We start from the raw sequence: 13,357 nt of genomic DNA on the forward strand, positions 1-13,357 counted from the left end.
ATGCGGAATTTTCCGTACACTGGCGTACTCTCAAAGACAGGAAAATATACGCCAGGAGTGAATACATGAAGTGGCAACAGCGGATACAGGTGGCAACCGGCCTGACTTGTTGGCAGATTATGCTGCATTTGATGGTGGTATGCGCGGTGCTGGTTGGCTGGAAAACCAAAACCCTGATCCCGGTCGGCATCGGCCTGTGCGGCCTGTATATCGCGACCGTTATCCTGATGTTCGCCTTTCAGCGTTTCCACAGCGGCAAGCTGCGCGACATCGGCGATTTTCTTGAAGAGCTGACCACCACCTGGTACTTCGGTACGGCGATGATCGCCCTGTGGCTGCTCTCCCGCGTGGTAGAAAACAAATGGCTATTGCTGGCTGCGGGCCTCGCAATGATTGCCGGACCCGCCATCTACTCGCTGCTCGCCAAAGACAAATCAGGCGATTTTGCGACGAAACATCCAGTACGCCGCTGAACCCGTCGTGGCCGCTATCACCAGCAGCGGCCAGACGCTCCCCCAGACGATATCTAAGCTCGCATCCTTCAAATAAATCTGCTTGGTAATGTCGGTGAAATGCCGGATGGGGTTCACCCACGTCAGGTTTTGCAGCCAGACCGGCATGTTCTCCACCGGCGAAACGTAGCCCGACAGCAAAATCGCGGGCATCATAAACACGAACACGCCGATAAAGGCCTGCTGCTGCGTGGCGCAAAGCGACGAGATGAGCAGGCCAAATCCCACCAGCGACAGCCCGTAAATCAGCATCGTGAAATAGAACAGCAGCAGCGAGCCGGAAAACGGTATCTGATAGCCCCAGATGCCCACGCCCAGCACGATGGTCGCCTGGGCAATGGCAACGATCTGCGCGGGCACCGCTTTGCCAACGAAGATCTGCCAGGTGGCGAGCGGTGAAACCAGCAGCTGGTCGAGCGTACCCTGTTCGCGCTCGCGGGCGACCGACAGTGAAGTCACGATCATCACGCCAATCGTAGTGATCATCGCAATCAGCGACGGCACCACGAACCATTTATAGTCCAGATTCGGGTTATACCAGTTGCGCACCACCAGCTCGCTGTTGTTCGGCTTTGGCTGGCCGGTCATCAGCTCCTGCTGGTAGTTCTTGACGATCTGCTGAAGATAGTTGGCGGCAATCTGGGCGCTGTTGGAGTTACGCCCGTCGAGGATAATCTGCAGCTTCGCGGGCTGCTGGCCTGCCAGATTGCGCGAGAAGTCCGCCGGGAAGCGAATCAAAAGCAGCGCCTTCTGGTTGTCTATTGTCGGCTGGATTTCCTGCGGGTTTTTCAGCAGCAGCACGTGGTTAAACGCTTTGGCGCGGGCGAAACGCTGGGTCAGCTCTACGGAGTGGCTGCCGTTATCCTCGTTGTAAATCGCAATCGTCGCGTTGGTGACTTCAAGCGTGGCGGCGAACGGGAACAGCACCACCTGCAGCACCACCGGCAAAAGGAGAATGGCGCGGGTCTGCGGCTCGCGCAGCAGCGACTGCAGCTCTTTGCGAATCAGTGTCCATAATCGATGAAACATGGCTTTTCCTTAATCCAGGCGGCGCTTCGTTTTCAGCGCCGTCAGGCCAATAAACATCACCGCCGAAGCGATCAAGAACAGCACGTTGACCACCAGCACCGTAGCAATGTTGCCCGCCAGAAACAGGCTTTGCAGCGTGCTGACGAAATAGCGCGCGGGGATAACGTAGGTCACGGCGCGGATAATCGCGGGCATGCTGTCTATCTGGAAAATAAACCCGGACAGCATGATCGACGGCAAAAACGCGGCGTTCAGCGCCACCTGAGCGGCGTTAAACTGGTTGCGCGTAATGGTGGAGATAAGTAAACCCATGCCCAGCGTGCTGAGCAGAAACAGGCTGGTGATCAGAAAAAGCAGCAGCAGCGACCCGCGATACGGCACGCCGAGAATAAACACCGATACCAGCATACACAGCAGCATCGCCAGCATGCCCAGCACGTAGTAGGGCAGCAGCTTGCACAGCAGAAGCTCGGTGCGCGTCACCTGCGTCGAAAGCAGCGCTTCCATGGTGCCGCGCTCCCATTCGCGGGCAACGACCAGCGAGGTCAGGATTGCGCCAATCACCGTCATAATAATGGTTATCGCGCCCGGAATAATAAAGTGCTGGCTGATGGCGGCGGGGTTAAACCAGTAGCGTAGCTGGACGTCGATCAGCGGCTGAAACATCTCACCCCGATCTTCCGCCCGCTGCTGCTGCCAGATCTGCCAGATCCCCTCCATGTAGCCCTGCACAAAGTTGGCGGTGTTCGGCTCGCTGCCGTCGGTGATCACCTGGATCGGCGCCGTCGCCCCGGCCCGGGCCATGTTCTGGGCGAAGTCGGTGGGGATGACCACCAGGCCGCGGATCTTCCCGGCCTGCATCAGCTGGATCAGCTGCTGGCGGTTATCGCTGATGGTGGGCTGAATGTAGGGCGAGGCGCTGATGGTATGGGTGAAGTCCAGCGCCTCCTCGCTCTGCTGCTCAATCAGCACGCCGACGTGCAGGCGGCTGGAGTCGAGGTTTATCCCGTAGCCAAAGATAAACAGCAGCAGCAGGGGGATGACCACCGCAATCAGCCAGCTGCTCGGGTCGCGCACAATCTGACGGGTCTCCTTCACGCACAGGGCGCGGACGCGCCGCCACGAGACAAACTGGCTATGCTCGCTCATCGTCATGCTCCTCATCCCAGCGGTGGATAAGCGTAATAAACGCCTGCTCCATGGTCGGATCCGCCTGCTCGTCGTTCGCGGCCTGCTGCTTGAGATCGTCCGGCGTGCCGCTGGCGATAAGCTTGCCACGGTAAACCAGCCCGATGCGATCGCAGTATTCCGCCTCGTCCATAAAGTGCGTGGTGACCATCACAGTGACGCCTTTTTCTACCATGCTGTTGATGTGCAGCCAGAATTCGCGGCGGGTGATGGGATCAACGCCCGAGGTTGGCTCGTCCAGAAACAGAATGTCCGGCTCGTGCATCAGCGAGCAGGCCAGCGCCAGGCGCTGCTTGAAGCCGAGCGGCAGGGCGTCCGTCTGGCTGTTAAAAATCGGCTGGAGGTTAAACGCCTCGCTCATGCGCCCGATCTTCTCCTCCTGTGCCTTACCGCGCAGGCCGTAAACGCCGGAGAAAAAGCGCAGGTTCTGCGCCACCGTCAGGTTGCCGTAGAGGGAAAATTTTTGTGCCATATAGCCCAGGTGCTGACGCGCCTTGCCGGAGCTGGTTTTCAAATCCATATCCAGCACCAGCGCCTTGCCCGAAGTCGGCACCAGCAGCCCGCACATCATCTTGAAGGTGGTGGACTTGCCCGCGCCGTTTGGCCCGAGCAGGCCGAAAATTTCTCCGCGCTGCACGGTAAAATCTACGTGGTCGGTAGCCGCGAAATCACCGAATTTTTTGGTCAGCTGTTTTGCTTCAATGACCGTTTCGTCGTGGCTGCCCTCGACGGTATGCAGGATTTCACCGAGCGGCGACTCCTGTTCGCCCGCGCCGCCCAGCAAATCGATAAACGCATCTTCAAAGCGCGGTTCGGTTTGCGCGATATGTTCAGGAGGTAAATTGAGCGCTTTGGCAAGCTCGTCCAGGGTAGCGTCTTTGGCGAGGATAAGCCGCACCGAGCGGCCCTGAATCACGCCGTCGCTTACCTGCGGCAGCCTGAGCGCCCGTTGCAGCAGCCTGCGGTTGTTTTCCTCGCCGTGGCTGACCAGCAGCGACCTTCCGGCCATTTTCTGCGTCAGCTCCTTCGGCGCGCCGTGGTACAGCAGCTCGCCTTCGTTCATCAGCAGCACATCCCGGCACTGCTCGGCTTCGTCTAGGTAGGACGTACTCCACAGGATCAGCATTCCTTCGCCCGCCAGCTCGTGCACCATCTGCCACAGCTCACGGCGGGAGATGGGGTCAACGCCCACGCCCGGCTCATCGAGCAGCAGCACTTTCGGCTGGCCGACCAGGGTACAGGCCAGGCCAAGCTTCTGCTTCATGCCGCCGGAAAGTTTCCCCGCCAGGCGGGCGGTAAACGGCCCGAGAGAGGTAAATTCCAGCAGCCTTTTGAAGGTTGATTCGCGAGTTTCCCCCGTCACGCCGCGCAGGTCCGCATAGAGGTTTAAGTTTTCCATTACCGTCAGATCTTCATACAGCCCAAACTTCTGCGGCATGTAACCCAGCACGGCGTGCAGGGCGCGGTCGTCTTTAATGGGATCGAGACCGATAACCTGAGCGCTGCCCTCCGTGGGCTTCAGCAGCCCGGCCAGCATGCGCATCAGCGTGGTTTTTCCCGCGCCGTCCGGGCCAACCAGCCCGGTGACCTCTCCGGCGTGAATTTCGCAGTCCAGGCTGGCGACGGCGGGCTTATCCATGCCGGGAAAGCTTTTCATCAGCTGCTGAAGGCGGACGATCCCGTCATTGCTGCTCATGCTGCTGCCCGCCTTCGAAGCTCACGGTCACCGGCATGCCCTGGCGCAGCGAATCGTCGGCATCCGTGACTATGATGCGCAGGCGATAGACCAGGTCGGTGCGCAGGTCGGGCGTTTCGACGGTTTTCGGGGTGAACTCAGCGGTAGGGGAGACGAAGCCGATTTTGCCCCGGTAAGGCTTATCCGGCCGCCCGTCGGTATAAATCTGCACTTCGGAGCCGGGTTTAGCCTGATTCAGGCTGGCTTCGTTGACGTAGGCGCGAACCCAGACGGGGCGGGTGAGGGAAAGTGTGAGTACCGTACTGCCTGCGTTAAGCATGCTGCCCGGCTCCACGGCGCGGGTAAGCAGGGTGCCGTTGGAAGGGGCGATGAGGGTGGTGTCCTGCAAATCAAGCCGGGCCTGGGCAAGCTGCGCTTTGGCCTGCTGCAGGCTGGCCTGCGCCTGGGCAATTTCCTGCGGGCGGTTGCCGGTGCGGTACTGGCTGAGCTTATCTTTCGCGGCCTTCAGGGTGGCTTTTGCCTGCTCGCTCGAAGAACGGGCATTTTCCAGATCGTTTGCGGAAATCACCCGGGTGGCCCACAGCCCCTGCTGGCGCTGATAGAAGTTCTGGGCGTAGTCAAAGGCGGCCTGCGCCTGGTTAACCTGGGCGGCGGCCTGGGCTATCTCTTCATCGCGGTAGCCCGCTATCACCAGGTCGTACTTCGCCTGGGCGGCCGCCACGTTGGCCTCGGCCTGCAGCAGCGCGTTGTCGTAAGGGCCCTGATCCAGCACGCCCAGCGGCTCGCCCGCCTTTATGGCGTCGCCCTCATCAACGTTGAGCGCCGCCAGACGTCCGCCGACGCGGAAGCTCATATTGACGGTGCGAATATCAACGTTACCGTACAGCGTCAGCGGTCTGTCCTGCTGGCTTCGGTACCACATCCAGCCACCCACGCAGGCGGCCAGCAGCGCAATAATAACAATCACAACAACGGCGGGCTTTTTACCTTTCATCCTTGCTCATCCTTATGACGGGTCAGCGGGTAATATTTATTCCGTGAATAGAACATTATACGCTTAACCTTCACTAATGCATGGGCATGACGCAGAGGAAACGCCTGAGCGGCCGCCCTGCGGGCGGGGATTAACGCACCGGCCGGGCATATTTACGAGAATTTGTGCGGAGTATCACAAAAGCTGCTACACTGCGCCCCTTACGGCACCGTGGTTTGTGCCCCTCTACTCGCCAGGAGACTGGCGTCATATGAACCCCTGGAAACTACACCGCGAAGCGCGGTCAGGGCGATTCTGGAGTACCTATGTCTTTTGATTCTCTCGGCCTGAATGCCGATATTCTGCGTGCGGTGGAAGAGCAGGGCTATCGTGAGCCTACCCCAATCCAGCGCCAGGCGATCCCGGTAGTCTTAGCAGGCCGTGACCTGATGGCCAGTGCCCAGACCGGCACCGGCAAAACCGCAGGCTTTACCCTGCCGCTGCTGCAGCGCCTGGTGGACAACCAGCCGCATGCCAAAGGCCGCCGTCCCGTGCGCGCCCTGATCCTGACCCCAACCCGCGAGCTGGCAGCGCAGATTGGTGAAAACGTCCGTGATTACAGCAAATATTTAGATCTCCGCTCGCTGGTAGTCTTCGGCGGCGTGAGCATCAACCCACAGATGATGAAGCTGCGCAGCGGCGTAGACGTGCTGGTGGCAACGCCTGGCCGCCTGCTGGATCTGGAACACCAGAACGCCGTGAAGCTCGACCAGGTCGAAATCCTGGTGCTGGACGAAGCTGACCGCATGCTGGACATGGGCTTCATCCACGACATCCGCCGCGTGCTGGCAAAACTGCCTGCCCGTCGCCAGAACCTGCTGTTCTCCGCAACGTTCTCCGATGAAATTAAAGGCCTGGCAGAAAAACTGCTGCACAATCCTGAAGAAGTGTCCGTGGCGCGCCGCAACACCGCTTCAGAGCAGGTGACCCAGTACGTTCACTTTGTGGATAAAAAACGCAAAAGAGAGCTGCTGTCGCAGATGATCGGCGAAGGCAACTGGCAGCAGGTGCTGGTCTTCACCCGTACCAAACACGGGGCGAACCACCTGGCGGAACAGCTGGGTAAAGACGGCATTACCGCCGCCGCTATCCACGGTAACAAGAGTCAGGGCGCCCGTACCCGCGCGCTGGCCGACTTCAAAAGCGGCGGCATTCGCGTGCTGGTGGCGACCGATATCGCCGCCCGCGGCCTGGATATCGAAGAGCTGCCGCACGTGGTGAACTACGAGCTGCCGAACGTGCCGGAAGATTACGTTCACCGTATCGGCCGTACCGGTCGCGCTGCGGCAACGGGTCAGGCTCTGTCCCTGGTCTGCGTCGATGAACACAAACTGCTGCGCGATATCGAACGCGTGCTGAAGCGTGAAGTGCCGCGCATGGCAATTCCTGGCTATGAAGTGGACCCGTCCATTCCAGCCGAACCTATCGTGAACGGCCGCCAGCAGCAGCGTGGCGGTGGCGGACGCGGTGGTCAGGGCCAGGGCCAACGTCGTGGTGGCAACGGTAGCAGCAGCGCACCGTCCGACCGCAGCGGCGCACCGCGTCGTCAGTCCCGTCCTCAGGGCGACGGCGCGGCGAAACCTGCCGGTGCGAACGGCCGTCGTCGTCCACCGCGCAAGCCGTCAGCCTCTAACTAATTAGTTTTTGGTTCGGCTTTGCCAACTCATTAAGAGGCGCTAACATAGCGCCTCTTTTTTTTACGGAAAATATCATGCGTGTACTGCTCGCGCCGATGGAAGGGGTTCTCGACTCGCTGGTCCGTGAACTCTTAACCGAGGTGAATGATTACGACCTGTGTATCACCGAGTTTCTGCGCGTGGTCGACCAGCTTTTGCCGGTAAAATCCTTCCACAGGCTCTGCCCTGAGCTGCTGCATAACAGCCGTACGCCGTCCGGCACGCTGGTTCGCGTCCAGCTGCTTGGCCAGCATCCGCAATGGCTGGCTGAAAACGCAGCCCGCGCCGTGGAGCTGGGCTCATGGGGGGTAGATCTCAACTGTGGATGCCCGTCGAAGCTGGTCAACGGCAGCGGCGGTGGAGCGACGCTTTTAAAAGACCCCGAGCTGATTTACCGTGGCGCAAAAGCCATGCGCGAAGCCGTGCCTGCTGAACTGCCGGTCACGGTGAAAATTCGACTTGGCTGGGACAGCGGCGCGCGCCAGTTTGAAATTGCCGATGCGGTAGAGCAGGCGGGGGCTACGGAGCTGGTGGTTCACGGGCGGACGAAAGAAGACGGCTATAAAGCGGAGCTGATCAACTGGGCGGCAATCGGCGAAATTCGCCAGCGCCTGACGATTCCGGTTATCGCCAACGGTGAAATCTGGGACTGGCAAAGCGCGCAGGACTGTCTGGCAGCAACGGGCTGCGACTCGGTGATGATTGGCCGTGGCGCGCTGAACGTGCCGAACCTCAGCCGGGTGATTAAGTACCATGAGCCGAGAATGCCGTGGCCGGAGGTCATCAGGCTGCTGCAAAAATACAGCAGGCTGGAGAAGCAGGGCGACACCGGTCTGTATCACGTTGCGCGCATCAAGCAGTGGCTGGGGTATTTACGCAAAGAGTACGCGGAAGCGACGGGCTTATTTGCTGAAATCCGCACGCTGAAGCATTCGGCGGATATTGCACGGGTGATTGGAAAACTTTAATTTTTGGTGGATGACTGCTGTAGCCGCCCCGTAGGTCGGATAAGCGCAGCGTCATCCGACATTTAATCCGACATTCCAGCCGACATTTCATCCGGCGAAATTAACCCACCAAACGCTTTATAAATCCCCGTACCCACATCAGCGCCGCATCGCTGTTGTGCCGCTGATGCCATAGCAATGCCACTTCCAACGGCGCGACCGGCAGCGGTACCGGGCTGGATTTCAGGCCCCATGTCTGCTGCCAGCTCTCGCTTAACCCCTGCGGCACGGTTGTCAGTGCGGGCATCTGCATCAGCAGGCCCGGCAGGGCGGCGAAGTGCGGCGTGGTATAGCAAACCTCTCTTTTCTGGCCCTGCTTCGCCAGCAGTGTATCTATATGGCTGCTGGTGGCGATATGTTCCTGTTCCGTCCAGGTTGCGGCCGTCAGGGGAGCTGTCAGGGATAGCTGTGAAGGATGCCACAGCGTAGCAAACTCCATCTGCGTGAGGACTTCGCGCTCCATCCAGCGCGCGGACTGGTTCGCCACGCTTATCGCCATATCCAGATCGCCGCCTTCCAGACGCTGCGCGTCGGTAAACGGGTCGCTCGCTACCACATTAAGATGTACGCCGGGTGCGGCTTCGCGCAGGGCCGGCACGAGGCGCGGCATCAGCCACATCTCCACCCAGTCGGTCATGCCGACGGTAACGGTCACCTTCGCGCTGGCAGGAGTAAACTCAGCCTGCTGGAACAGGGCGCTTTGCAGCTGCTCAAGCAGCGGCATCAGTTCGGTGTGTAATTCTATGGCGCGGGCGGTGGGCTGCATCCGGTGGCCGCTGCGGATAAACAACTGGTCGTCGAACATTTCCCGCAGGCGGGCCAGGGAGCCGCTCACCGCAGGTTGCCCCAGGTGCAGCTTGTCTGCCGCAAGCGAAACGCTTTGTTCGCGAAACAGCACCGCAAACGCGATCAGCAGGTTGAGGTCTATTTTGCGAAAATCATTCTCTTTGATAGTCATTATTTCTCCAATCAGCTGGAGCGATAATACTGCCTGAAGGGAGAGGGGACAAGGCCGGAGAGTGTGACAGGGTGTTGGGTGCCAGCCTTCGGCACCCCGTTCACGCTTTAGAAAATCATTTTGAATACGCCGGTGACGACCAGTAAGCCAATAATAAAGATGATTAGAATTGCCCATAGCAGAATTTTCATTGGTGCTCCCTTATCTAACGGCTTGTGTTTATTGAGTATAGGCAAGGATGCGCGAAGCGGGGGGAGTTGCCTCCCCGTGAACGGAAAAAGTTGGAAAAAAGTTGGGCTGGCAGTCAGACGGCGGGCTTACGGGCGGCAAGCAGGAAAATCATCGGGCGTTCTTTTTCTTCATCCAGCGCAGGATTGGCGGCGATTTGGTCGGCGTCGGGACCCCATTCGTCCAGCTTTTCGATGACGAAGCCGCTGGCGATAAGCGCGTTAATCCAGGTGGCAAGTTTGCGGTGCTGCTTCTTCACGCCGTCGGCAAACCAGTTGCTGATGCGCTCGCCCTCCTGCTGGTAATGGTTCACCGGCCAGGATTTTTGCCCGGTCTGGTCCGCCAGCCAGCCCTGGCGCAGCGCGGCGGTATAAATCGGGTGTTCGGCGGAAAAGACCAGCCTGCCGCCTGGCGTCAGCGCTTCGAATACCGTGCTGAACAGCGCCGGGATATTTTCCAGATAGTGCAGGGCCAGCGAGCTGTAAACAAGATCGACGCTTTCACTCGGCAGCCGTAGCTGTTCCAGATCTTCACGGCGGTAGATAATCCCTTCGCCTGAAGTCATCTCCCGCGCTTTCTCCAGCATTTTGACCGAGACGTCCAGCCCCAGCACTTCTGCGGCGCCCCGATCGCGGGCATAGCGGCAAAACCAGCCGTAGCCGCAGCCCAAATCCACCACTTTTTTACCTGCTAACTCAGGCAAAAGGGTTTGCATGGTGGCCCATTCCGGCGCGCCGTCCAGCCCCTTTATCGAGCGGTCGAGCGTGGCGTAACCTTCAAAAAACGCCGGGTTGTCGTAGATATTCTGTGTCATTGCCACTCCTGTTTGCATGGCCGTAATTGGCCCAGCCAGTTTAGAGGAGTGTGCGGGGAGAGGAAAGTCAGCGGGTATGTGACGTCGTGTAGTGCAAGGATGAAAATAAGTTAAATATTGGCTTTGAATTGTTATCACATTGAGCATGTTATTTATCAGGATTATGATTTGTAACTATCTAATTTATATCTAAATAATTTCCATGTGTTTCTCTTCTTTTCCGGGTGTGGATTGCCACGGTTTCCTAAAAATTACTGTGTCGATATGCGTAACCTGTGTCTCTCCATTCTTATTTCTGGCTGACTATGACTTCCTCACGTTTCCCCCTGGCGGCGCTCGGCGTAGCGCTGTCGTTTGCTCTATCTGGCTGCGCGTTAATGCATAAAGACGATGCTGAACTGGCGCAAAAAGCTCCTGCCCGACAGATTGAGACCGCCCTGCCTCCTGCCCTGGCGCACGGCTGGCCGGGGTCGGGCTGGTGGCGAAACTATCACGATCCGCAGCTTGACCAGCTGGTCAGCCAGGCGCTGAACGGCTCCCCGGATCTGGCCGTCGTGCAGCAGCGTATCAAGCTTGCCCAGGCCCAGGCGCAGATGGCTGAGTCCAACGGCGGGCCGCGTATGGACTTTTCTGCCGACGTTGAACGCCAGAAAATGTCGGCGGAAGGGTTGATGGGGCCGTTTGCCTATACCGATCCGGCTTCGGGCACCACCGGCCCGTACTACACCAACGGCACGTTCGGGCTGACGGCCGGCTGGGATCTTGACCTGTGGGGTAAAGATCGTGCGGAAGTGGAATCCAGAATCGGCGCGGTGAAAGCCAAACAGGCCGAGCTGGCGCAGGCGCAGCAGGTTATTTCGGCGAGCGTGGTGCGCCTTTACTGGGATATGCAAACGCTTCTGGCGCTGCAGGATGTGCTCCAGCAAACCCTGAAGGCCGAGCAGAATATCGTGAACGTGGATACCCAGCTTTATCAGCAGGGGATCAACTCGTCGGTGGAAGGCGTGGAAACGCACATTGATTTCGCCAAAACCCAGCAGCAGCTGGATGACCTGAGCGGACGCATGAACATTGTCACGGCCCAGCTTAAGGCGATTGTTGGCGACCAGCCGGTGCCGAAAATCCAGCGTAAACCGCTGCCGGAGGTCAAAGCGCAGCTGCCTGATTCGCTGGGCTACGAGCTGCTGGCCCGCCGCCCTGATTTGCAGGAGGCGCACTGGTATATCGAGTCCTCACTGAGTAGCGTCGATGCGGCCAAAGCGGCGTTCTACCCGGACGTGAATCTGACCGCCTTCCTGCAAAACGATGCCCTGCACCTGAGCGATCTGTTCCGTGGTTCAGCCCAGCAGATGGGCGTGGTGGGGGGGCTGACGCTACCTATCTTCGACAGCGGCCGTCTGAATGCCAACCTGGATATCGTGCGCGCCCAGAGCAACCTGTCGATTGCCAGCTACAACAAAGCGGTGGTCGGCGCGGTGGATGACGTTGAGAAAGCAGCCAGCCAGATGACGGCGCTGGCCGCAGAAAATCAGCATCAGCAGGCCGTACTGAAAGGCACGCAAAAGCTCAAAACGCTGGCCAGCGCCCGCTACAGGGCCGGGCTGATCTCCGGCGCCCGCCTCAGCGCCGCGACGCTGCCGGACCTGTCGGAGCAGGCGAAGGCCATTCAGCTTCACGGCCAGTGGCTTAATGCCGACGTGCAGCTCATCAGCGCGCTGGGCGGTGGCTACAAGGCCTGAGCACGGTAACGGCGAAACATTCATCACCTCCTATACTTACCTTTCGTGAATAAAGGTAACGGGAGGTGGTGATGAGCGCAGCGAACAAAGTTGTCATTGTGACGGCGTCGGATTCCGGCATCGGCAAAAAATGCGCGCTGATGCTGGCGGAACAAGGTTACGACGTTGGCATTACCTGGCATTCTGACGAGCAGGGTGCGCTGGAAACCGCCCGTGAGGTGCGGGGGCTGGGGCGGCGGGCCGAAACGGTCCAGCTGGATCTCAGCACTCTTCCCGATGGAGCAAAAGGCATCGACGAGCTGATTGGCCGGTTCGGGCGCATCGACGCGCTGGTCAACAACGCGGGCGCGATGAGCAAAAATCCCTTTCTTGATGTGACCCTTGATGAGTGGCGAAAGCTGTTTACCGTTGACGTGGACGGGGCATTTTTATGCTCGCAGAAAGCCGCGAGGGCCATGGTCAGCCAGGGAAGCGGCGGGCGAATCGTCAACATCACATCCGTACATGAACACTCTCCTCTGCCAGACGCCTGCGCCTATACCGCCGCCAAGCACGCGCTGGGCGGGCTGACAAAATCTATGGCCATGGAGCTGGTGCACCACAATATTCTGGTGAACGCCGTGGCGCCCGGCGCTATCGCTACGCCGATGAATGATATGAAAGAAGGTGAGGGCAAGCGGGTCGAGCTGCCGTCCGTCCCCCTGGGGCGCTTTGGCGAGACGGAAGAGATTGCGAGCCTGGTGGCCTGGCTGTGCTCGGAGCACGCCAGTTACACCACCGGACAGTCGTTTATCGTCGACGGGGGCTTTATGATCGCCAACCCCCATTTCAAGCAGAAAGGCTAATCGTCCTCTTTGCTCTCGCGGCGCTTAAACCAGTAGCGGGCAAGCCAGACGAGAGCAACCACGGCAACCAGCCAGATCCAGTGTTTCGCATGCTCGTTTAACGTATGCAGCCACGGAGCAATCACCTCGCCGCCCACATAGCCCAGCGAGGTGAACAGGGTTGCCCAGATCAGGGCGCCGACGATATTCAGCGGCAGAAAGATTTTCGGCGGCAGGCGGCTGGCGCCAATAAGTATCGGGCCGATGATGCGAAAGCCGTACATAAAGCGCGTGCCGATCACAAACAGGTAAGGGTGGCGGTTGATGAGCTTCTGGGCCTTCGTGATTTTCTTCTGATGCTTTTTAAAGCGGGCAAGGATGTTATCCCCGTAGCGCCGCCCCAGCAGATAGAGCAGCTGATCGCCAATCATGCCGCCAAGGGCGACGGACAGCACCACCAGCGGGAATTTCAGCAGCCCCTGATGGGCAGCCACGCCGCCGAGTAACGTAATTGTTTCCCCTTCCGCCATGCTGCCCAGCAGCAGCGCGGCATACCCGTAATGCTCAATTAAACTGTTGATATCCATCAGACTCAGTCGGTTTCCTTTTTATTTACACCCTTTAAGCATACATGCCTGAGTCCGGCCCGCGGC

General features: G+C 59.1%; 13 protein-coding genes. 5 read left to right on the forward strand and 8 right to left on the reverse strand.

All coding sequences use genetic code 11. The features are described 5' to 3' along the window. Positions 1 to 65 precede the first annotated feature (65 nt). Positions 66 to 473 carry a YbhQ family protein gene (locus AAE045_RS08525; RefSeq protein ID WP_455547344.1) on the forward strand — a complete coding sequence of 136 codons (408 nt, stop codon included), beginning with the start codon at positions 66 to 68 and terminating at the stop codon, positions 471 to 473. Here the strand turns inward: AAE045_RS08525 and AAE045_RS08530 are convergent. From AAE045_RS08530 to hlyD, 4 genes are read right to left on the reverse strand one after another with little or no spacing between them, the layout of a single operon-like run. Continuing rightward, complete coding sequence (locus AAE045_RS08530; protein ID WP_455547345.1) at positions 435 to 1,541, reverse strand: ABC transporter permease; 1,107 nt, start codon at positions 1,539 to 1,541, stop codon at positions 435 to 437. The genes AAE045_RS08525 and AAE045_RS08530 overlap by 39 nt on opposite strands. A 9-nt stretch (positions 1,542 to 1,550) precedes the next feature. After that, positions 1,551 to 2,690 (reverse strand): ABC transporter permease, encoded by a 1,140-nt coding sequence (locus AAE045_RS08535; RefSeq protein WP_455547346.1) that lies wholly within the window; start codon positions 2,688 to 2,690, stop codon positions 1,551 to 1,553. Further along, the gene (locus tag AAE045_RS08540; protein WP_202303872.1) at positions 2,677 to 4,425 is read right to left on the reverse strand and encodes an ATP-binding cassette domain-containing protein; all 1,749 of its coding nucleotides are present in this window, start codon (positions 4,423 to 4,425) and stop codon (positions 2,677 to 2,679) included. Before AAE045_RS08540 ends, AAE045_RS08535 begins: the two co-directional genes overlap by 14 nt. After that, complete coding sequence (gene hlyD / locus AAE045_RS08545; protein WP_455547347.1) at positions 4,412 to 5,419, reverse strand: secretion protein HlyD; 1,008 nt, start codon at positions 5,417 to 5,419, stop codon at positions 4,412 to 4,414. The genes AAE045_RS08540 and hlyD overlap by 14 nt, the downstream gene beginning before the upstream one ends. Positions 5,420 to 5,724: 305 nt before the next feature. Here hlyD and rhlE point away from each other — a divergent pair, with 305 nt between their 5' ends. Then, positions 5,725 to 7,095 carry an ATP-dependent RNA helicase RhlE gene (gene rhlE, locus AAE045_RS08550; protein WP_202303874.1) on the forward strand — a complete coding sequence of 457 codons (1,371 nt, stop codon included), beginning with the start codon at positions 5,725 to 5,727 and terminating at the stop codon, positions 7,093 to 7,095. A 74-nt stretch (positions 7,096 to 7,169) separates the two neighbouring features. After that, positions 7,170 to 8,102: a tRNA dihydrouridine(16) synthase DusC gene (gene dusC / locus AAE045_RS08555; RefSeq protein WP_455547348.1), complete on the forward strand. Its 933-nt coding sequence runs from the start codon at positions 7,170 to 7,172 to the stop codon at positions 8,100 to 8,102. 100 nt (positions 8,103 to 8,202) lie between these two features. Here dusC and AAE045_RS08560 read toward each other — a convergent pair whose 3' ends face one another. The 3 genes from AAE045_RS08560 to AAE045_RS08570 form a co-directional block, all read right to left on the reverse strand. After that, entirely contained in the window at positions 8,203 to 9,099 is an 897-nt protein-coding gene (locus tag AAE045_RS08560) for a LysR substrate-binding domain-containing protein (protein ID WP_455547349.1), read from the reverse strand. A gap of 107 nt (positions 9,100 to 9,206) precedes the next feature. Further along, positions 9,207 to 9,290, reverse strand: coding sequence for a small membrane protein YohP (gene yohP, locus AAE045_RS08565; protein WP_124023456.1), 84 nt, complete (start codon positions 9,288 to 9,290; stop codon positions 9,207 to 9,209). Positions 9,291 to 9,403: 113 nt separating this feature from the next. Next, a complete protein-coding gene (locus AAE045_RS08570; RefSeq protein WP_455547350.1) occupies positions 9,404 to 10,141 on the reverse strand; it encodes a class I SAM-dependent methyltransferase in 738 nt (245 codons plus the stop codon). A gap of 305 nt (positions 10,142 to 10,446) precedes the next feature. Here AAE045_RS08570 and mdtQ point away from each other — a divergent pair, with 305 nt between their 5' ends. Beyond that, positions 10,447 to 11,880: a multidrug resistance outer membrane protein MdtQ gene (gene mdtQ / locus AAE045_RS08575; protein ID WP_455547351.1), complete on the forward strand. Its 1,434-nt coding sequence runs from the start codon at positions 10,447 to 10,449 to the stop codon at positions 11,878 to 11,880. A 71-nt stretch (positions 11,881 to 11,951) separates the two neighbouring features. Further along, a complete protein-coding gene (locus AAE045_RS08580; protein ID WP_455547352.1) occupies positions 11,952 to 12,725 on the forward strand; it encodes an SDR family oxidoreductase in 774 nt (257 codons plus the stop codon). Here AAE045_RS08580 and AAE045_RS08585 read toward each other — a convergent pair. After that, a complete protein-coding gene (locus tag AAE045_RS08585; protein WP_455547353.1) occupies positions 12,722 to 13,291 on the reverse strand; it encodes a DedA family protein in 570 nt (189 codons plus the stop codon). The two genes, AAE045_RS08580 and AAE045_RS08585, sit on opposite strands and share 4 nt — an antisense overlap. Positions 13,292 to 13,357: the final 66 nt, after the last annotated feature.

It is taken from the genome of Dryocola clanedunensis, assembly GCF_038405435.1.
GTDB lineage: Bacteria > Pseudomonadota > Gammaproteobacteria > Enterobacterales > Enterobacteriaceae > Dryocola > Dryocola clanedunensis_A.